Here is an 18149-nt window from a genome sequence, read left to right as displayed (position 1 = left end):
TTGTTCCCCGGGCCGGGTCGGTAGACTTGGCCTGGGGACGTCCCCCGGGAAGGGTGGGGGCTGCTTTCTGGCGGCTAGCCCACCAGGGCCACACCGTCCGGGTCGAGGACGAGGTGCACCGCGTCCCCCGCACGCAGGTCCGACGCCGCCGGGGCGACCGCGTCCACAGTGGACTCTGCCAGCTTCACCACCAGCCGCACGTGCTCGCGCCGGTGGACCGCCGCCACCACTTCGCCGTCCACTCCGGACTCTGCCACGCGCAGCGCGTGCGGCCGCAACCCCAGCCGGACCGGGCCGTCGGCGGCGTCCGGCAACGCGATTTCACCCAGCGACGTGTGGACGTGCCCGGCCGCGGCCACGCCGTCGACGAACGTCGTCACGCCGAGGAACCGGGCCACGTCGTCGTCCGCCGGGTTGCGCCAGACCCGCCGGACCGCGCCCTCCTGGCGGACCTCGCCCGCGTCGAGCACCGCCACCCGGTCGGCGAGGGTGAACGCCTCCTCTTGATCGTGCGTCACCAGCAGCGCGGTGATCTTGCTGCGCCGCAACAGGTCCGCCAGGTCGATCGCCAGCTGCTCGCGCAAGCCCGCGTCCAAACCGGACAGTGGCTCGTCGAGCAGCAGCAACCGCGGCTTCGGTGCCAGCGCCCTGGCCAGCGCCACCCGCTGCGCCTGCCCGCCGGACAGCTCCGTCACCCGCCGCCGCTCGAAGCCGGAGAGCCCCACCAGCTCCAGCAGCTCGGCGACCCGCGGCGCCCAGGCCGACCGCGGCACCCCGTGCATCCGCAGGCCGAACGCGATGTTCGCGGCGACGTCGCGGTGGGCGAACAGCTGGCCGTCCTGGAACACCAGGCCGAAGCCGCGCCGGTGGACCGGGACCGTGCCGAGGTCCTCGCCGTCCCAGCTCACCGAGCCGCGGGCCGACGGCTCGAGCCCGGTGATCGCGCGCAGCAGCGTCGACTTGCCCGAGCCCGACGGGCCCAGCAGCGCCAGCACCTCGCCGTCGGCGATGTCCAGCCGGGCGTCGCGCACCGCCGCGAACGTTCCGTAGTGGACAGTCAGGTCCCGCACCGACAACGCCATCAGAACTCTCCCACCCCGCCGCGCCCGAGCCGGTCGATCAGCGCGACCGCCAGCACCGTCACGAGCATCAGCAACGCGCACGCCGCGTACGCCATCTGGTTGTTCAGCTCCCCCGGGCGCCCCATCAGCGTCGCGACCGCGACCGGCAGCGTCGGCGCGGTCGGCCGGGCGAGGAAGCTCGTCGCGCCGAATTCGCCGAGTGCCACGACGAAGCCGAAGCCGGCCGCCGCGACCAGCGGCCGCAGCGTCAGCGGCAGGTCGATCTCCCGCCACACCCGCAGCGGGCTCGCCCCGAGCGTCGAGGCGGCCTGCCGCAGCCGGACGTCGACCGAGCGCAGCACCGGCAGCACCATCCGCACGACCAGCGGGATGATCACCAGCGCCTGGGCCAGCGGCACCAGGTACGGCGACGTCCGGAGGTCGCCGGGCAGCGCGTCGAGCGTCACCAGGTAGCCGAACCCGACGGTCACCGCGGACACCCCGAGCGGCAGCATCAGGACGGCGTCCATCGTCTCGCCCAGCCCGCGCGCGGCCTTGGCGGGTGACCGCCGCAGCGCCACCAGCACCACGGACGCGAGCACGCCGACGACCATCGCGAGCAGCGTCGCGTCGATGGCCACCTTGAGCGAGTTCAGCGCGGCGTCCCAGCCGGACACCTGGAGCGCGCCCTTCTCACCGGTGCTCGTCAGCGCCCGGTACCCGGCGAGGCTCCAGCCGTCCTCAGTGGACACCGATTCGGCGAGGAGCGCGGCGATCGGCGTCACCAGCAAGGCCAGCACGCCCGCCGCGGCGCCGACGACCCACCATTCGCCGCCGCGGGGGCGCCGCGCTTGGCCGGCCCCGATCCGGGCCCCTTCCTTGCGCCGCCGCGCCAGCCCGCCGAGCACCAGCGCCGCGACCACGGCCGTGAACTGAATCAGCGAAAGCGCCGCGGCGCCCGAGAGGTCGAGGAGGTCGACCGTCCGCAGGTAGATCTCGGTTTCCAGGGTCCGGTAGCGGGCGCCGCCGAGGATCAGCACCACGCCGAAGCTGGTGGCGCAGAACAGGAACACCACGGCCGCCGCGGACGCGATCGCCGGCGCCAGTGCGGGCAGCGTCACCGACCGGAAGGCCCGCCACGGCGACGCGCCGAGCGCCCGGGCCGCGTCGGTGGTCCGCGAGTCCAGCCGCGCCCACAGCCCGGCGACGGTCCGCGCGACGACGGCGACGTTGAAGAAGGCGTTGGCCAGCACGATCGGCAGCACGCCGCCGTCCGGCCACAGCGCCCGGAACGCCAGCCCGACGACCACGGTCGGGAGCACGAACGGCACCAGCACCAGCGTCCGCGCCAGGCCGACGCCGGGCAGCCGCACCCGGGCCAGCAGGAACGCCACCGGCAGCCCGGCCAGCACCGCGACCACCGTCGACGCGGCCGCGCTCGCGACCGTGAACCCGGCCAGCTGCCAGGTCCGCGGGTCGCCGAGCACGACGTCGAGGCCGCCCGCGGCGAACCCGCGGCCGACGATCGCCAGCACCGGCCAGGCGAAGAACACCACCAGGAACCCGATCGGGGCCAGCCCGAGCAGTGCCAGGCCGAGGCCGCGAGCGGTCCGCGGCGAGGCTGTTCGGGGATTCCGGGTGGCCGAGCCGCCGACCACGGAGGTCACTGCACGAGCGCGCGCCATTCGCCGATCCACTTCTCGCGTCCGGCCTGCACCTGGTCCGCGGGCAGGGCCTGCGGCCTCTGCGGCAGCGGCGCGACCTGTGCCCAGCCCGCGGGCAGGTCGACGCCCTGGCGCGCCGGGTAGACGTACATGTTGGCCGCGACCGTCGCCTGGAACTGCTGGGACAGCAGGAAGTCGACGACCTTGCGCGCGTTCTCGACCTGCTTGCCGTTCGCCAGCACGCCGGCGTACTCGACCTGCCGGTAGCAGGTGTCGAGCAGCGCCTTGGTGCGCGGCTTGCCGTCGTCGCCGATCTCGGCGGCCGGCGACGACGCGTACGAGACGACGATCGGCCGCGGTCCCTTGCCGGACGAGCCGGAGAACTGCTTGGTGTAGGCCTCTTCCCAGCCGCTGACCACCTTGAGGCCGTTGGCCTTCAGCTTCGCCCAGTAGTCCTTCCAGCCGGCCTCGCCGTACTTGGCGATGGTGCCGAGGAGGAACGCCAGCCCGGGGGACGCCGTCGCCGGGTCCTCGGCGACCAGCAGGTCCTTGTACTTCGGGTCGGCGAGGTCGTCGTAGGTCGACGGCGCCGGGATCCCCTTGGTGGTGAAGTAGCCGGTGTCGACGTTGACGCACACGTCGCCGACGTCGACCGCGGACAGCCGGTGCTCGGGGTCGACGGCGTAGCGCTGCGGCCCGCGGTCGGCCTCGGGGCTGGTGTAGGGCTCGAAGACGCCTTCGCTGAGCGCGCGCGAGGCGAAGGTGGAGTCGACGCCGAAGGCGACGTCGCCGATCGGGTTGGCCTTCGTCAGCACAAGCTTGTTGGTCAGCGATCCGGCGTCACCCTGCTTGAGCACGGAGACCTTGATGCCCGACTGCTTCTGGAAGGCGTCGAGCACTTCCTGCGGCGCGAGGAAGGAATCGTGCGTCACGAGGGTGACGGTGGGCGTCTGCTGCGTACCACCGTCACCGTCCGACAGCGAGCACGCCGCGGCGACGGCGCTGACGGCGGCAATGGCGGTCGCGGCGCGAACAGCCCTGCGTTTCATCTACCCTCCTGCACTTCGCCGGACGCGGAGGGAAGCCCTCCCGTCGCCGGCATGATCCGGTCAGGTGCGAACGGTCGCGGGTGACCCGCCTCTCAGCCCGGCTCACCGGACTCCCGTGGCAAGCGTGCAGCGTAGTCCAGGACGGACGACCATGGAGACATGACGGAAATCTTGAGCGACTCCGAGGCCGACGGACGGTTGGGCACGGGCTGGACGCGGTCCGGCGCGGTGATCTCGCGCGAGGTGGAGCTGGCGAGCTTCCCCCAGGCGATCGAGGTGGTGAACCGGGTGGCGGACCTCGCCGAGGCCGCCGACCACCACCCGGACATCGACATCCGCTGGCGCACGCTGACGTTCCGGCTCTCGACGCATTCGGCGGGCGGTCTGACGGCGAAGGACTTCGACCTGGCCGCGCAGATCGATTCGGTGCTGGCCGGGCTGTGATCTCGGTAACGCTGAGTGCACCTTGACCGCGGTTTGGCGTCTCTCGGTTACCGCAACCTTCGGGAGGGAGACGAGATGACCCAGGCAATCGTGGTCGGTACGGCAGCGTTCGCGACGATGGTGGCGGCGGCCGGTGGGGTGCTCTGGTTCACCGCCCGCAACCGCCGTCACCTCGACGGCTGAGAGTTCGATCACAGCTGTTAACGCAAGACATGATCGGCGCGCTGTTCGGAGCGGAAGCATCGGTTTTCGGCCCTAGGAAACGCCATGAACAGCACCGCCGCCCTCACCCCCGCCCAGCGCGCCTGGATCAACGCCCTCGCCCCCGCGGTGGTGCTGATCGCGATCGCACTGCTGGGCCTGCTCGGCTGATCGAGCCTGCCGGATCACCGGGTCCGGCAGGCCACCGGGTGATCTGCCCCGGCGGCGGGAACTCGGCCGGGGTCTCGTCCGCCGTCGTTGATGGTCGCGAACAGCGAGTCAGACGTTGAAGCGGAACTCGACCACGTCGCCGTCGGTCATGACGTAGTCCTTGCCCTCCATGCGAACCTTGCCCGCCGCCCTCGCGGCCGCCATCGAGCCCGCCTCCATCAGGTCGGCGTAGGAGACGATCTCCGCCTTGATGAAGCCGCGCTCGAAGTCCGTGTGGATGACGCCCGCCGCCTGGGGGGCCGTTGCGCCCTGGGGGATCGTCCAGGCGCGGGACTCCTTCGGGCCCGCCGTCAGGTACGTCTGCAGGCCGAGGGTGTGGAAGCCCGCGCGGGCCAGGGAGTACAGGCCCGGCTCCGGCTGGCCGACCGACTCGAGCAGCTCGCGCACGGACTCCTCGTCGTCCAGCTCCAGCAGCTCCGCCTCGACCTTCGCGTCGAGGAACACCGCGTCCGCGGGCGCGACCAGCTTGGTCAGCTCCTCGCGGCGGGCTTCGTCGGTCAGCACCGACTCGTCGGCGTTGAAGACGTACAGGAACGGCTTCGTCGTCAGCAGGCTCAGTTCGCGCAGGGCGTCGAAGTCGACTTCCTTCTGCGCCTGGAAGAGCGTGCGCCCGGCGTCGAGGATTTCCTTCGCCTTCTGGGCGTTGTCCAGCGCGGGCTTGTTCTCCTTCTTCGTCCGCGCTTCCTTCTCCAGCCGCGGCAGCGCCTTGTCGAGGGTCTGCAGGTCGGCGAGGATCAGCTCGGTGTTGATCGTCTCGATGTCGCTCGACGGGTCGATCCGGCCGTCGACGTGCACCACGTCGGGGTCGTCGAACACGCGGATGACCTGGCAGATCGCGTTGGCCTCACGGATGTTCGCCAGGAACTTATTGCCCAGCCCGGCACCCTCGGACGCGCCCTTCACGATGCCCGCGATGTCCACAAAGGACACGACGGCCGGGACGGTCTTCTCCGACTTGAACAGCTCGGCCAGCTTGTCCAGCCGGGGGTCCGGCAGCGGCACGACACCGACGTTCGGCTCGATCGTCGCGAACGGGTAGTTCGCGGCGAGCACGTCGTTGCGGGTCAGCGCGTTGAACAGGGTGGACTTGCCGACGTTGGGCAGGCCGACGATACCGAGGGTGAGGCTCACGACCCCGCAGTCTACGGGTCCGCCCCGGTCGCGCCCCACGCACCCAACGCCGTGGCGGATTTCCGCCAGCGACGGCGCTGACCTGCTGGCATGCTCGGATCCATGGCCACGATCACCGAATCGCCCGCGCTCTGGCGCGATGCCGAACGCTGCTACCGCGTGGTCACCGCCCGCGACTCGCGCTTCGACGGCCAGTTCATCATGGCGGTGCGCACCACCGGGATCTACTGCCGCCCGTCGTGCCCGGCGTCGACGCCGAAGGAGCAGAACGTCCGCTTCTTCCCGACGTCGGCGGCCGCGCAGGCCAACGGCTTCCGCGCCTGCCGCCGCTGCCTGCCCGACGCGGTGCCCGGCTCACCGGACTGGAACGTCCGCGCCGACCTGGCCGCGCGGGCGATGCGCCTGATCTCCGACGGGACCGTCGAGCGCGAAGGCGTCCCCGGCCTCGCCCGGCGGCTCGGCTACTCGGAACGCCAGCTCGGCCGGGTGCTCACCGCCGAACTGGGGGCCGGCCCGCTCGCGCTGGCCCGTGCCCACCGCGCGCACTCGGCGCGGCTGCTCATCGAGCTGTCCGAGCTGCCGCTGACGGACGTCGCGTTCGCGGCGGGCTTCTCCAGCGTGCGGCAGTTCAACGAGACGATCCGCGAGGTGTTCGCGACGACGCCTTCGCAGCTTCGCGCCTTCGCGGCTTCACGACGTGGGCGGCAGAGCGACGTGACCGGGACCCGGCTCAGCCTGCGGTTGCCGTTCCGGCCGCCTTTCGACGCTCCGGGATTGCTTCGCTTCTTCGCCGACCACGCCGTGCCGGGCGTGGAAGAACTGACTTCGGAGGCCTACGCACGCACGCTGCGGCTCGCCCACGGCACCGGCGTCGTGCGGCTGACGCCGTCGTCCGACCACGTGCGCTGCGAGCTGGTGCTCACCGACCTGCGCGACCTCGGGAGCGCGGTCAGCCGGGTGCGCCGGCTGCTCGACCTCGACGCCGACCCGGCGGCGGTCACCCGCGTCCTCGGCGCGGACCCGGCGCTGGCGCCGGTGGTCGCGGCCGTGCCGGGGATCCGGGTCCCCGGCACCGTCGACGGCGAGGAACTGCTGCTCCGCGCCCTGGTGAGCGAGGTGCCGCTCGGTGAGGAGGTGCCGGGCGAGTGGGGCGTGACGCGGTTGTTCCCGACGGCGGCCCGGATCGCGGCCACCACTGGCCACCCCGTCGCGGCCGCTCTGGCCGAGGGACGGCTGGACGTGCACGTCGGCCGGGACGCGGCGGAGCTGCGGGCGGAGCTGCTGACGTGCGTCGACCCGCCGACCGCGGACTACGTGGTGATGCGGGTCCTCGGCGCCCCGGACGTTCTGCTCGCCGACGACCCCGCCGTCGGCCGCGGCGCCGAGGTGCTGGGGATCTCACCGGATTCGCTCGGCGAGCGAGCCCGCGCGTGGACGCCGTGGTGTTCCTACGCCAGGATGTACCTCCGGCGTGCGGCGACGGGCCCGCTCGGCTGAGCCGGCGTCAGCCCTGTTCGCCCTGCCACAGCACCGCTTGGGCGACGATGACCTGCGCGCCGTCGAAAGTCATCGCCGGCGAGCCGTACAGGCGGTAGCCGAGTTCCAGCGCCTCGCTGACCCGGTGGCAGAACTTCGCGTCATCCGGGCCGGTGAGCATGCGGTAGCGGGGCAGGCCGTTCGGCGGCTGGTCGGTCATGCCTTCATCTTGGCCGGGTGATCAGCCCGCGCGCACCTCCAATGTCGAGCCCGTGCGGGACTTGCGGACGCGCAGCCGGGTCGGGATGCGCTGCCGCAGTTCCTCGACGTGCGACACGAGCCCGACCACCCGGCCGCCGGCCCGCAGCTCGTCGAGGATGTTCATCACGACGTCGAGGGTTTCGGCGTCCAGCGTGCCGAACCCCTCGTCGACGAACAGCGTGTCCAGGAGCGCGCCACCGGTCTCCCCCGCAACGACGTCGGCCAGCCCCAGTGCAAGGGCCAGCGACGCGAGGAACGACTCGCCGCCGGACAGCGTCTTCGCCGGGCGGATGGTGCCCGAGTAGTCGTCCAGCACGTCGATGCCGAGCCCGCCGCGGGTGCCGCGGGCCCCGGCCGCGTCCGAGTGCACGAACGAGTACCGGCCCTGGCTCATGGTGCGCAGCCGGTGCGTGGCGGCGACGGCGACTTCTTCGAGCCGCGCCGCCAGCACGTACGACCGCAGCGACATCTTGCGGCTGTTCTGCCCGCGCCCGTTGACGACCTCGGCGAGGGCCCGCAGCTCGGCGTACTCCGCTTCGGCCGGGCCGAGCCCGGCCAGTGCCTCACGCAGGAGCCCGGCCAGCCGGGTCAGCTGCTCGTGCTGCGCGGTGGCCACCCGCAGCGCCGCGTACGCGGAATCGGCGCGGGCCCGGGCCAGCTGGGCCGCGTCGGCCGCGCGGCCGACGTCCGCGACGTCGTCCGGTGAGATCCCGAACAAGTCCGGCTCGGCCAGCAGCGCCCGTGCCCCCGCCGCGGCCGCCTCGGCCTCGGCGATGCCCTGTTCCAGCTTCTCGATCTGCTCGTCCGGCAGCATCGCGGCCCGCGCCTTCTTCAGCGACGTGAAGCCCTTCGCCTTCACCGCCGCCTCGACCAGCGCACGCTGCTGGGTGACCCGTTCCCGGGCGCCGACGACGGCCGTACGCGCCTCCGCGACGGCCTCCAGGGCCTCGGCCAGGCCGAGGAGGTGGCGCCGCCGCGCGCCGACGTCCGCGAACTCGCCCCGCCCGGCGATCAGGCGGCGCTCCCGCTCGGCCAGCCGTTCCTCCAGGGCGCGGACGTCGGTCGTGGCTTCGGTCGCCGCCTGGTCGGCCCGGCGCAGGCGTTCGGCCCGGGCTTCCAGATCGCGCTCCAGCAGGACGACCTGCTGCCCCAGCTTGGCCTTGGCCGCGGCCTGCTCGGTCAGCGCGGTGACCGTGGCGCGCGCTTCGGCCAGCTCGGCGGTGATCGACTCGGCCGTGCGCCCGGCCAGCCGTTCGATCAGCCCGGCCAGCCGCGCCTTCGCCTCTTCCAGCGCGACGACGACCCGCTGCCGCATCGCGTCCGCCACCTGCTCGGCTTCCTCGGCCGCGCGTTCCTCGGCCGGGTCGACCAGCTCGACGTTCCGGTTCGCCTTCGCCGGGTGTTCGGCCGCCCCGCACACCGGGCAGGGCGCGCCGTCCGGCAGCGCGGCGGCCAGCTCGGCCGCCATCCCGTCGAGCCGTCGCTCGCGCAGGTCGAGCCGGCGCTGCCGGGCCGCCTGGTGCGTGTCGACGACTTCGCGCAGCTTCGCCTCGCCCCGTTGGACCTTCGCCTGCGCCTCGGGCAGTTCGGCGGCGTCGCGGGCGAAGGCCCTCAGCTCGTCGACCTTCGCCTTGGCGCCGTCGAGCTTCGCCTCGGCTTCGGCCGCGGTCAGGGCGTCCGCGCGGAGTTTCGCCAACTGGCCGGGAAGCACGGCCAGTTCGGCGGTCAGCTCTTCGACCTGCTGCCGGGCCGTGACGGCGGCCAGCTTCCGGTCGTCCCGCCGCATGACGTCGAGCTCCTGCTGCTCCGCCTCGGCGACCAGCTCCGCGACCGCACCCGCCTCTTCGCGCGCGACGGCCGCCCGCGCCTTCAGCTCGCCGGTCGCCCGGGTGCCGAACTCCCGCAGGCGGGCGCCGCGGGCCTTCTCCGCCTGCTCGGCTTCGGTCAGTTCGGCGGCCCGCCGGTCCAGCAGGTCGGCCTCCACGGCGACACCGGCCGCCCGCCGCGCGGCCGCGACCTCCTGCGCCCACTCGGCGCGCTGCGGCGCCTGCTCGGTGATCTCGAGGAGCCGCAGGTGCGCGTTGCGGACCCGGCGGATCTTCTCCGCGCCCGCGCGTTCTTCCTGCAGGTGGGCGTCCGCGCGCTGGGCGGCCGACCGGGCCTGTTCCTCCTCGGCGGTGGCCCGGGCGACGCGTCCGGCGGACTCCGTGAGCACGGTGCGGACCCACTCGGGCACGTCCGCCTCCGGCGGCTCCTGCTGTGCTTCCTGCGCGTACCGGGCCAGGAGTTCCCGCATGTTCTGCTGGCGTTCGGCCAGTTCCCGGCCGCGCTCGGCACGCAGGTCGGCGAACCAGCGTTCGACGTCGGCGAAGCGCTCGGTGCCGAACAGCCGCTCCAGCAGCTTCTCGCGCTCGGCGGTGTCCGAACGCAGGAAGCGGGCGAACTCGCCCTGGGGCAGCAGGACCACCTGGAAGAACTGGGCCGCGGTCATCCCGAGCAGCCGCTCGACGGTGCGCGCGACCTCTTCGATCCGGATCAGGCCCTCCGGCGCCAGGCCGGCGGGCGCGGTGCCGATCCAGCTCAGCGACACCCTCGCCTGCTGGGTGGTCGTGCCCGCGCCGCGCCGCTTCGGCCGCTGGTACTCCGGGTTGCGCACGATCTTCAGCCGGTGCCCCTGCACGGTGAGCTCCAGCGCGACCTCGGTGACCTGGTCGGGCTCGGCGAGGTCGCAGCGCAGCCGCTTGGCCTCGTTGCGGGCGCCGGGAACCACGCCGAACAGGGCGAACGCGATGGCGTCGAGCAGCGTTGTCTTGCCTGCGCCCGTTTCGCCGTGCAGGAGGAAGAGACCGTCGGCGCCGAGCACGTCGAAGTCGACCACCTCGCGTGCGCAGTACGGCCCGAAGGCTTCCACTTCCAGCCTGTGCAGCCTCATTTCGCGAGGGCCCCCCGGTCGGCCGCTTCCAGTGCCTGGAACAGGAGCTGTTCTTCGCTCTCGGTCGGCGGGGCACCGCGGCAGTCGTCGAGGAAGCTGCGCGAGACCTCGATGTCGGACCGGCCGCGGACGGCGTCGGAGTAGCGCAGCGGGCCGCCGGCGTGCCCGCCGGCGGGCTCCCACTCCAGGTGCACCGCGTACGGGAACCGCTCGCGCAGCCGCCGCATCGCGTCGACCGGGCGCACCCGGTCGGTGACCGTGACCGACAGGAAGTGGTCGAGGAAGGCATCGTGCGCCGGGTCTTGCAGGAGGTCTTCGAGCTCGCCGGTGAGCGTCGCGAGCGCCCTGGGCACGGGCAGTTCGTGGCGCCGGACTTCGGCGAGGCCGTTCCGGTCGACGTCGACCAGCCAGACCGATTTGCGTTGGCGCGCTTCGGAAAACGAGTACGCCAGCGGGCTGCCGGAGTAGCGCAGGTGCTCGGCGAGCGTCTGCGGGCCGTGGAGGTGGCCGAGCGCCACGTAGTCGACGCCGTCGAAGACCGAGCCGGGCACCTGCTCGACGCCGCCGACCGCGATCGTCCGCTCGGAGTCGGTGGGTTCGCCGCCGGTGACGAACGCGTGCGCGAGCACGACCGACCGGACGCCGGGCCGGGTGCCGAAATCCGCGCGGATCCGGCGCATGGCCTCGGTGAGCACGCCGGTGTGGCCGCGCGCGTCCGGCACGCCCAGCGCGTGGCGCGCCGGTTCCGGCTCCAGGTAAGGGATGCCGTAGACGGCGACCGGGCCGTCGGCGTCGCCCAGCAGCACCGGCTCGGCCAGCCCGGCGACGGTGGTGCGCAGGTGGAGGCCGCCGGCCGCGGCGAACTCCGCGAAGGCGCCGAGGCGGGGCGCCGAGTCGTGGTTTCCGGGCGTGACGACCAGTTGCGCGCCGGCCGCGCGGATCCGGGCGACGGCCGCGGTGGCCACCCGCACGGCCTCCGCCGAGGGGACCGCGCGGTCGTAGATGTCGCCTGCCACCAGGACGGCGTCGATCGCCTCGGCGGCCACGAGGTCGGCGAGGTGCCCGAGCACCGCTTCCTGTTCCGCGAGCAGGTCGGCGCCGTGGAACGTGCGGCCGATGTGCCAGTCGGAGGTGTGCAGGAATCTCACGGGGGCCAACGGTACGACCACCCTCCGACGAAATCGCGCAGGCACGCCGCCACCTCACTCGAACGTGTGTACTAACACGAGCGTGCAAGATCGGACACGCCCTGCGCGGAATTCATGTGTTCGCAGGTCAGCTACCCAGAGCGACGGTTCGGGTGCGGTTTTTGTCGGTGCGGTCCGCCATGATGTCTGCGAGCCCGGAGCCTGGACGGAGGAGACGAAGTGGCGACAGTGCTGACCACCGCGGCGATCGTGCTGGCGGTCCTGCTGCTGTTCGCCGTCGCGCTGCTGTGGCGGCTGTACCAGGACGGGATGCGCCGGGCGGACGCGGCGGCCCGGCTGGTGGCGGCCGAGCGGGCCAAGGCCGACCAGCAGCAGCTGGCGCTGCGGCGCTACGAGGTCGCGTTCGCTTCGATCAGCGGCCGCGGCGAGCTGGGCGAGCAGGTGCTGGTCGAGACGGCGCGGGCGCTGGGACTGCGCGAAGACCTGCACTTCACCCTGCAGACGGACCTGGGCGGCGGCGGCTCGGCCAAGCCGGACATGGTGCTGCGCGTGGGCGGCGACCGCACGGTCCCGGTGGACGCGAAGGCCAGCATGGCGACGTGGTCGGAGGCGGTGGAGACGGACGACCCGGACGAGCGGCTGGACGCGTTGCGCGCGCACGTGCGGCAGATCCGGTCCCGGGCGGCGGACCTGGCGGGCAAGGGCTACCAGCGCTGGGCGGACGCGATCTACGGCACGATCATGTTCGTGCCGTCGGACGCGGCGGTGGTCGCGGCGCTGGACACGGACCCGGAGCTGCTGCGCTGGCTGATCGACCGCCGCGTGTTCCTGTGCGGCCCGACGGGCTTCGGGGTGCTGGCCTCGGCGGCGTTGTTCGCGGCAAGCGACCGCACCCTGGAGGCGGACGTGGAGCAGGTCCGCACCGGAGCGGCGGCCGCCCACCGCGCGGCGGGCAGCGCGGTGGAGGCGCTGAACCTGTCGAGCACCCACTTGCAGCGGTTCCTGTCGGCGCGCCGACGGGAACTGGAGGCTCTGGAGACGTTCCGCGCGACGGTGGCACCACTCAGCGAGGCATCGGGCAGCCCGGCGGCCGTGCCAACGGTGCGGAAGGGAGACGAGCTGGCAGCCAGTTGAGCGGCTGAGACCGGGGTTCCCGGTCCGGCCAGGGCCGGGCATGCGGAGGGCTCGGCAGGAGCCGGCCGGAGGATCACCGGGCAGGTTCCGGCCAGGGGCAGGTTCGGCCGGAGTCCGAGGCAGGTTCCGGCCAGATGCTCCCGAAGCGGGATCCGGCCGGTGGCTCCGAGGTGGTCCGACCGGGTGAGCTGGACGCGTACCCAGCAGGTCGGGTCGCGTACCTGGATGGTCGGACCGTGTACCCAAGGAGTCGGTCGGCGTATCCGGGAGGCCAACTCACCTGGCACGCAAGCCGACCGCCCAGGCACGCAAGCCGACCTACTGGGTACGCAAGCCGACCATCCAGGTACACGGGCTGAGCGTGCGGGTGCCCGCGAGCCGCGGGAGGGAGCGGGGGTTGGCGGCGGCCGGGCGCGGGGCGAGTGCGTTGAGCCGTCTGACCAGCGGTGACTGGCTGCCGAGCCGCGTGACCGCCCGCAGTCGGGCCGCTTCCGCAGGAGCCTCCGCCGGCCGCCTGTGCCTGGCCTGTCCGACCTCGGGTTGTCCTCGGCGGCCCCTGCGGAGGACCCTTGCTTCAGCGGGCCAAAAACTCGGGGTGGTGGTCGCTACCCGGTGCCACCGGTTCGTGCCCGCGGGTGGCTGTCGGCGCACGTCGGCGGCGGTGCTGGCAAGATCTTCACAACCACGAGATACGGTGTTGCCCTGTGACCGCGATTCGCGATCGCCAGAGCGATCCAGATGCCGACGACGTCCCCGTTGCGTGGGATGAGCGTCCTGTCGTCGGTTCGAGGCGGGGACTGCCCTGGTGGGCGGCGGTCCTGATCGGCCTCGGCCTGGCGGTCGTTGGTGCCCTCCTCGGCAAGCCGAGCCAGACGAACATCCCGTTGGTCTTCACCGTCTGCTACATCGGCGGGGCCGTGATCGCGGTCTGCGCCGTGCGGCGGCGCGGCCTGTTCGGGCCCATGGTGATGCCGCCGCTCGTGCTGGCCGTGACCGTGCCCAGCGTGATCCTGCTGACCTCCGGGTCTCAGGGTGACGACACGCTGTCGAAGGCCCTCAACATCGGCAGCCCGCTGATCAACAGCTTCCCCATGATGGCCATCACCACCGGCGTCACGTTGCTGATCGGCATCGTCCGGATCGTGCGCGAGCGTGACCCGGACGCCCCGAAGAAGGCCAAAAAGGCCGACCGCCGGGCGGACGAACCCGACGAGAAGCCGGCGGCAGGCGGGCGTCCGCGGCCGGCCGGTTCGAACCGGACCGGGCAGACGCCCCTCCCTTCGGGCGCCCGGCGTGGCCGGGAAGGCGAACCGCCGCGGCGTCCGCGGCCGCCCGCCGATGGCGAACGTCGTGCGCCTCGTGCCGGCGCTCCCGCCGAACGCGACCCGGGCACTCGTGGCACGCGCAAGCCACCGCCGCCGAACCGCCGGACGCCACGTCCGGAAGACGCCGACCCGCGACGGCGCGGGGACGCGCCGCGGCGGCGTCCGCGGCCGCCCGAGGACGGCCGCGACAGCCCGCCTCCCCGCCGGCCGTCCGGTGGTGGGCGGAACGCCCCGCCGCCCCGGAACCGGCCCTGGGACGACGAAGAACGCTGACGAACGGGGAACGGCGGTCACCTCCGCGGAGGTGACCGCCGTTCGTCACACCTTCCGCAGTTCCTTCGGCGGCGCGAAAGTGATCTTCTCGTTGGCCGTCGTGACCTCGTCGACGTCGCCGTAGCCGCGCTCGGCCAGCCAGCCCAGCAGCTCCATGACCAGCTCGTCCGGCACCGACGCGCCCGAAGTCACCCCGACGGTCGTCACCCCGGAAAGCCACGCCTCGTCGACCTCGTGCGCGAAGTCGACCAAGTACGAAGCGCGAGCCCCCGCCTTCAGGGCCACCTCGACCAGGCGCTTCGAGTTCGACGAGTTCGTCGACCCGACCACCAGCACCAGGTCGCACTCGGCGGCCATCGCCTTGACCGCGACCTGGCGGTTCGTCGTCGCGTAACAGATGTCGTCGCTCGGCGGGTCCAGCAGGTTCGGGAACCGCTCGCGGAGCTGGTCGACGCGCTCCATCGTCTCGTCGACCGACAGCGTCGTCTGGGACAGCCAGATCACCTTCGACGGGTCGCGCACCTCGACCTTGTCGACGTCCTCGGCCTTGTCGACCAGCTGGACCTTGTCCGGCGCCTCGCCGGCCGTGCCCTCGACCTCTTCGTGGCCTTCGTGGCCGATCAGCAGGATGTCGTAGTCGTCGTTCGCGAAGCGGTTGACCTCCTTGTGCACCTTCGTCACCAGGGGGCAGGTCGCGTCGATCGTGCGCAGGTTCCGCTCGGCCGCCTCCGCGTGCACCATCGGCGAGACGCCGTGGGCGGAGAACACCACCAGCGCGCCCTCGGGCACCTCGGAGGTCTCGTCGACGAAGATCGCGCCGCGCTCGCGCAGCGTGTCGACCACGTGCCGGTTGTGCACGATCTCCTTGCGGACGTACACCGGGGCGCCGTAGACCTCGAGGGCCTTCTCGACGGCGATCACCGCGCGGTCGACGCCGGCGCAGTAACCACGGGGTTTGGCGAGCAGCACCCGCTTGCCGGAAGCGGTTCCGGTGATCGTGGGGGTACCCGCGGGCTCGATTCCGGGACTCGCTGAACTCATGCCCCCAGGGTACGGGCAGCCCCGAGACGGACTCGAAGTCCCTTTCGGGTGACCTTCGTCCCCCTGCCGTGCTGTGCTCGCCGTCACGCAACGCACCCTTTCGGTTGGGCAGGAGGGCCGGTCATGCGGCAGGCTGGACCCATGAAGCCATTCCCGCTCCCCCTCCGGGTCGCCGCGGGCCTCGCCGTCTCCACCGCCGAGCGGGTTCGCGAACTTCCCCGGCAGCTGGCCGGGCTCCCGGTCACCGTGGTCAGCCAGGTGCTGCAGGCCTCCATGCGGGTGCAGCAGCACGTCACCGAGCTGGCGATCAAGGGCGACAACGCCCTGTCGAGCCTGCGCCCGATCGAGGACACCCCGAGCTGGGCGACGTTCGACGAAGACACCGAGCCCGACGCCCCGTCCGCACGGCAGGCCCCCGCGCCGGTGGCCGACGTGCCCGAACCGCGTTCGGAGATCAACGGCCGCGTCCCGTCGGCGGCCGAGCTCGAAGCGGAGCTCGGCGATCCGTGGGCCGCCGAGGAGCGCGCGCTCGCCGAGGACCACCCCGACGGCGAGCACGACAGCGAAGCCGGCGAGGACGAAGCGCCGCGCAAGCCCAAGCCCGGCACGCCCAAGGTCGACAAGAAGACCAAGAGCGAGACGCCCCGGACCAGCGCCGCGGGGTACGAGGGTCCGGCCGGGCTGACCGGCTACGACCAGCTCACCCTCCCGCAGCTGCGGGCCCGGCTGCGCCAGCTCTCGATCGACCAGCTCGAGACCATCCTCGAGTACGAGCGCGCCCACGCCGACCGCTCGTCGTTCACCGGCATGCTGTCGCGCCGGATCGCCAACGCCCGCAAGGCCGAACGGGACCGCGAGAACGGCGACGGCGCGGAAGGCCGGTGAGCACCGAGTCCGCCCAAGCCTCCGCGAGCACCGCGGAATCGCCGTGGCCGGTCCGGACCGTCGCACGCAAGATCGGCGACTGGATCCACCGGCTCGGCACCGTCTGGGTCGAGGGCCAGGTCACCCAGGTCAGCTCGCGCCCGAACACACAGACCGCGTTCCTGACGCTGCGCGACCCGTCGGCGGACGTCTCGATGTCCGTCACCTGCCCGAACTGGCTGATCCGCGAGATGGAGCCGCCGCTGCGGGAGGGCGCGAGCGTCGTCGTGCACGCGAAGCCGTCGTACTTCTTCGGCCGCGGCACGATCAGCCTGCGCGCCGACCAGATCCGCGCCGTCGGCATCGGTGAGCTGCTGGCCCGGATCGAACGGCTGCGGAAGCTGCTGGCCGCCGAGGGCCTGTTCTCGCCGCAGCGCAAGCGGCCGATCCCGTTCCTGCCGAAGGGGGTCGGGCTGATCACCGGCCGCGCGTCGGCGGCCGAACGGGACGTGCTGGCCAACGCCCAGCGCCGGTGGCCGCACGTGCGGATCAAGGTGCTCAACACGGCCGTCCAGGGCTCGCAGGCCGTCCCGCAGGTGATGCGCGCGCTGCGGATCCTGGACGCCGATCCCGAGATCGACGTCATCGTCGTCGCCCGCGGCGGCGGCAGCGTCGAGGACCTGCTGCCGTTTTCCGACGAAGCGCTCTGCCGCGCGGTGTCGGCCGCCGGCACGCCGGTGGTCAGCGCGATCGGGCACGAGCCGGACACCCCGCTGCTCGACTACGTCGCGGACCTGCGCTGCTCGACGCCGACCGACGCCGGCAAGCGCATCGTCCCGGACGTCCGTGAAGAGTCCGAGCGGGTCCGCCAGATGCGCGACCGCGGGCGCCGGGCACTGCACGGCTGGGTCGACACCCAGGCGCGGCTGCTCACCCAGCTCCGCAGCCGCCCGTCGCTGGCCGACCCGCTGGGCCCGGTCCAGCGGCGGCAGGACGACGTCGACGTCCACCGCGAACGCGCCCGCCGCGCCATGCTGAGCCTGCTCGCCAAGGACCAGGCCGAGGTCGCGAACGCGCGGGCGCGGCTCACCGCGCTCGGTCCGGCGGCGACGCTGGCCCGCGGGTACGCGGTCGTGCAGTTCGTCGACGCCGAAGGCAACCTCCAGGTACTCCGCTCCGTCTCCGAAGTCGAGGCCGGTGCCCAGCTGCGCGTGCGCGTGGGTGACGGTGCGATCGGCGCGGTGGCGGAAGGAGAGCAGGGGTGAAGGCGACGTTCCTCCCGCTCACCATGGACGCGGCCAGGAGGCTCGGCGCGCGTCCGCTGCTGGACCAGGCGGTGCGCACCGACCGGGCGGCCGCCGAGTGCTGGACGGCCCTGCTCGCCGGCTGCGGCACCGCCGCCCGCCGCGACCTGGGGCCGCAGCTGCGACGGCTGTCCGAGGCGACGTCCATGCAGGTCGGCTCGCGCTGGTGGTTCGCCGAGGGCGCGGGACACCGGCGGCGGGTGGCCGGCGCGCAGGAGAACCTCGAAGAGGCGATCGCGGAGGGTGACGGGCAGGAGTTCGCGCTGGCGTTCGTCGGGTACGACCACGCGATGGCCAGCGCGGTAGTGTGCGCGAACAGCGTGCAGGCCCGGAAGGTCGGAGAACACCGAGCGTGAGTGAAACACCCAGCGAGGAACTCGGCTACGAGCAGGCTCGCGACCGCCTCGTCGAGGTCGTCCGCGAGCTCGAAGCCGGCGGACTCTCCCTCGAGCAGTCGCTCGCGTTGTGGGAGAAGGGCGAGAAGCTCGCGAAGGTCTGTGAGCGCCATCTCGAAGGCGCCCGCGAGCGGATCGAAGCCGCGCTGGCCTCGGTGGAGGACGACTCCGAGCAGTGAGGTAGGCCATGCCGACGGTATCTGGAAACACGGCGG

16 protein-coding genes and 1 riboswitch are annotated in these 18149 nt (G+C 72.8%); of the genes, 8 read left to right on the top strand and 8 right to left on the bottom strand.

Annotated features, from left to right (window positions below):
• Window positions 1-74: 74 nt before the first annotated feature.
• The 3 genes from ACLJQE_RS23590 to ACLJQE_RS23580 form a co-directional block, all read right to left on the bottom strand.
• Window positions 75-1082, bottom strand: a complete 1008-nt coding sequence (locus ACLJQE_RS23590) for an ABC transporter ATP-binding protein (protein ID WP_410641480.1) — start codon at window positions 1080-1082, stop codon at window positions 75-77.
• Entirely contained in the window at window positions 1082-2638 is a 1557-nt protein-coding gene (locus ACLJQE_RS23585; RefSeq protein ID WP_410641531.1) for an ABC transporter permease, read from the bottom strand. Before ACLJQE_RS23585 ends, ACLJQE_RS23590 begins: the two co-directional genes overlap by 1 nt.
• 86 nt (window positions 2639-2724) lie before the next feature.
• Entirely contained in the window at window positions 2725-3774 is a 1050-nt protein-coding gene (locus ACLJQE_RS23580) for a thiamine ABC transporter substrate binding subunit (protein ID WP_410641479.1), read from the bottom strand.
• A 20-nt stretch (window positions 3775-3794) separates the two neighbouring features.
• Window positions 3795-3901: riboswitch (TPP riboswitch) on the bottom strand.
• Window positions 3902-3933: 32 nt separating this feature from the next.
• Here ACLJQE_RS23580 and ACLJQE_RS23575 point away from each other — a divergent pair.
• The gene (locus ACLJQE_RS23575) at window positions 3934-4218 is read left to right on the top strand and encodes a 4a-hydroxytetrahydrobiopterin dehydratase (protein ID WP_410641478.1); all 285 of its coding nucleotides are present in this window, start codon (window positions 3934-3936) and stop codon (window positions 4216-4218) included.
• 480 nt (window positions 4219-4698) lie between these two features.
• Here ACLJQE_RS23575 and ychF read toward each other — a convergent pair whose 3' ends face one another.
• A complete protein-coding gene (ychF, locus tag ACLJQE_RS23570; RefSeq protein ID WP_410641477.1) occupies window positions 4699-5781 on the bottom strand; it encodes a redox-regulated ATPase YchF in 1083 nt (360 codons plus the stop codon).
• Between the two features lie 102 nt (window positions 5782-5883).
• Between ychF and ACLJQE_RS23565 the strand changes: the two genes are divergently transcribed.
• The gene (locus ACLJQE_RS23565; protein WP_410641476.1) at window positions 5884-7278 is read left to right on the top strand and encodes a DNA-3-methyladenine glycosylase 2 family protein; all 1395 of its coding nucleotides are present in this window, start codon (window positions 5884-5886) and stop codon (window positions 7276-7278) included.
• A 7-nt stretch (window positions 7279-7285) separates the two neighbouring features.
• Here ACLJQE_RS23565 and ACLJQE_RS23560 read toward each other — a convergent pair whose 3' ends face one another.
• Genes ACLJQE_RS23560 through ACLJQE_RS23550 form a run of 3 tightly spaced genes read right to left on the bottom strand, consistent with a single transcriptional unit; the run spans window position 7286 to window position 11598 of the window.
• Entirely contained in the window at window positions 7286-7477 is a 192-nt protein-coding gene (locus tag ACLJQE_RS23560) for a DUF1737 domain-containing protein (protein ID WP_410641475.1), read from the bottom strand.
• A gap of 21 nt (window positions 7478-7498) precedes the next feature.
• A complete protein-coding gene (locus ACLJQE_RS23555; RefSeq protein WP_410641474.1) occupies window positions 7499-10450 on the bottom strand; it encodes an AAA family ATPase in 2952 nt (983 codons plus the stop codon).
• The gene (locus ACLJQE_RS23550) at window positions 10447-11598 is read right to left on the bottom strand and encodes an exonuclease SbcCD subunit D (RefSeq protein ID WP_410641473.1); all 1152 of its coding nucleotides are present in this window, start codon (window positions 11596-11598) and stop codon (window positions 10447-10449) included. Before ACLJQE_RS23550 ends, ACLJQE_RS23555 begins: the two co-directional genes overlap by 4 nt.
• A gap of 219 nt (window positions 11599-11817) precedes the next feature.
• On the opposite strand from ACLJQE_RS23550, the gene ACLJQE_RS23545 reads away from it, so the two are divergent.
• Together ACLJQE_RS23545 and ACLJQE_RS23540 are read left to right on the top strand one after the other, a co-directional pair.
• The gene (locus tag ACLJQE_RS23545) at window positions 11818-12732 is read left to right on the top strand and encodes a DNA recombination protein RmuC (protein WP_410641472.1); all 915 of its coding nucleotides are present in this window, start codon (window positions 11818-11820) and stop codon (window positions 12730-12732) included.
• Between the two features lie 704 nt (window positions 12733-13436).
• Window positions 13437-14330 carry a DUF6542 domain-containing protein gene (locus ACLJQE_RS23540; protein ID WP_410641471.1) on the top strand — a complete coding sequence of 298 codons (894 nt, stop codon included), beginning with the start codon at window positions 13437-13439 and terminating at the stop codon, window positions 14328-14330.
• Window positions 14331-14375: 45 nt separating this feature from the next.
• Here the strand turns inward: ACLJQE_RS23540 and ACLJQE_RS23535 are convergent, their stop codons facing one another.
• On the bottom strand, window positions 14376-15371 hold the full coding sequence (locus ACLJQE_RS23535) for a 4-hydroxy-3-methylbut-2-enyl diphosphate reductase (RefSeq protein WP_410641470.1): 996 nt from the start codon (window positions 15369-15371) through the stop codon (window positions 14376-14378).
• Window positions 15372-15512: 141 nt separating this feature from the next.
• On the opposite strand from ACLJQE_RS23535, the gene ACLJQE_RS23530 reads away from it, so the two are divergent.
• From ACLJQE_RS23530 to ACLJQE_RS23515, 4 genes are read left to right on the top strand one after another with little or no spacing between them, the layout of a single operon-like run.
• Window positions 15513-16256 carry a lipid droplet-associated protein gene (locus ACLJQE_RS23530; RefSeq protein WP_410641469.1) on the top strand — a complete coding sequence of 248 codons (744 nt, stop codon included), beginning with the start codon at window positions 15513-15515 and terminating at the stop codon, window positions 16254-16256.
• Complete coding sequence (xseA, locus tag ACLJQE_RS23525) at window positions 16253-17500, top strand: exodeoxyribonuclease VII large subunit (RefSeq protein WP_410641468.1); 1248 nt, start codon at window positions 16253-16255, stop codon at window positions 17498-17500. Before ACLJQE_RS23530 ends, xseA begins: the two co-directional genes overlap by 4 nt.
• Complete coding sequence (locus ACLJQE_RS23520; RefSeq protein ID WP_410641467.1) at window positions 17497-17895, top strand: hypothetical protein; 399 nt, start codon at window positions 17497-17499, stop codon at window positions 17893-17895. Before xseA ends, ACLJQE_RS23520 begins: the two co-directional genes overlap by 4 nt.
• Window positions 17892-18113, top strand: coding sequence for an exodeoxyribonuclease VII small subunit (locus ACLJQE_RS23515; RefSeq protein WP_410641466.1), 222 nt, complete (start codon window positions 17892-17894; stop codon window positions 18111-18113). Before ACLJQE_RS23520 ends, ACLJQE_RS23515 begins: the two co-directional genes overlap by 4 nt.
• The last annotated feature ends 36 nt before the right edge of the window (window positions 18114-18149 follow it).

Origin of the sequence: Amycolatopsis sp. lyj-346 (assembly GCF_046548975.1) — a bacterium.
Lineage (GTDB): Bacteria > Actinomycetota > Actinomycetes > Mycobacteriales > Pseudonocardiaceae > Amycolatopsis.
The sequence above is the reverse complement of the archived record's forward strand: the minus strand, read 5'-3'. Positions and strand labels throughout refer to the sequence as shown.

What these genes read in the sequence shown, in the direction of transcription:
- ACLJQE_RS23560 (WP_410641475.1), bottom strand. Translation starts at nt 7,477, where the DNA reads ATGACCGACCAGCCGCCGAACGGCCTGCCCCGCTACCGCATGCTCACC.
- ACLJQE_RS23580 (WP_410641479.1), bottom strand. Translation starts at nt 3,774, where the DNA reads ATGAAACGCAGGGCTGTTCGCGCCGCGACCGCCATTGCCGCCGTCAGC.
- ACLJQE_RS23535 (WP_410641470.1), bottom strand. Translation starts at nt 15,371, where the DNA reads ATGAGTTCAGCGAGTCCCGGAATCGAGCCCGCGGGTACCCCCACGATC.
- ACLJQE_RS23575 (WP_410641478.1), top strand. Translation starts at nt 3,934, where the DNA reads ATGACGGAAATCTTGAGCGACTCCGAGGCCGACGGACGGTTGGGCACG.
- ACLJQE_RS23530 (WP_410641469.1), top strand. Translation starts at nt 15,513, where the DNA reads ATGAAGCCATTCCCGCTCCCCCTCCGGGTCGCCGCGGGCCTCGCCGTC.
- ACLJQE_RS23555 (WP_410641474.1), bottom strand. Translation starts at nt 10,450, where the DNA reads ATGAGGCTGCACAGGCTGGAAGTGGAAGCCTTCGGGCCGTACTGCGCA.
- ACLJQE_RS23565 (WP_410641476.1), top strand. Translation starts at nt 5,884, where the DNA reads ATGGCCACGATCACCGAATCGCCCGCGCTCTGGCGCGATGCCGAACGC.
- ACLJQE_RS23590 (WP_410641480.1), bottom strand. Translation starts at nt 1,082, where the DNA reads ATGGCGTTGTCGGTGCGGGACCTGACTGTCCACTACGGAACGTTCGCG.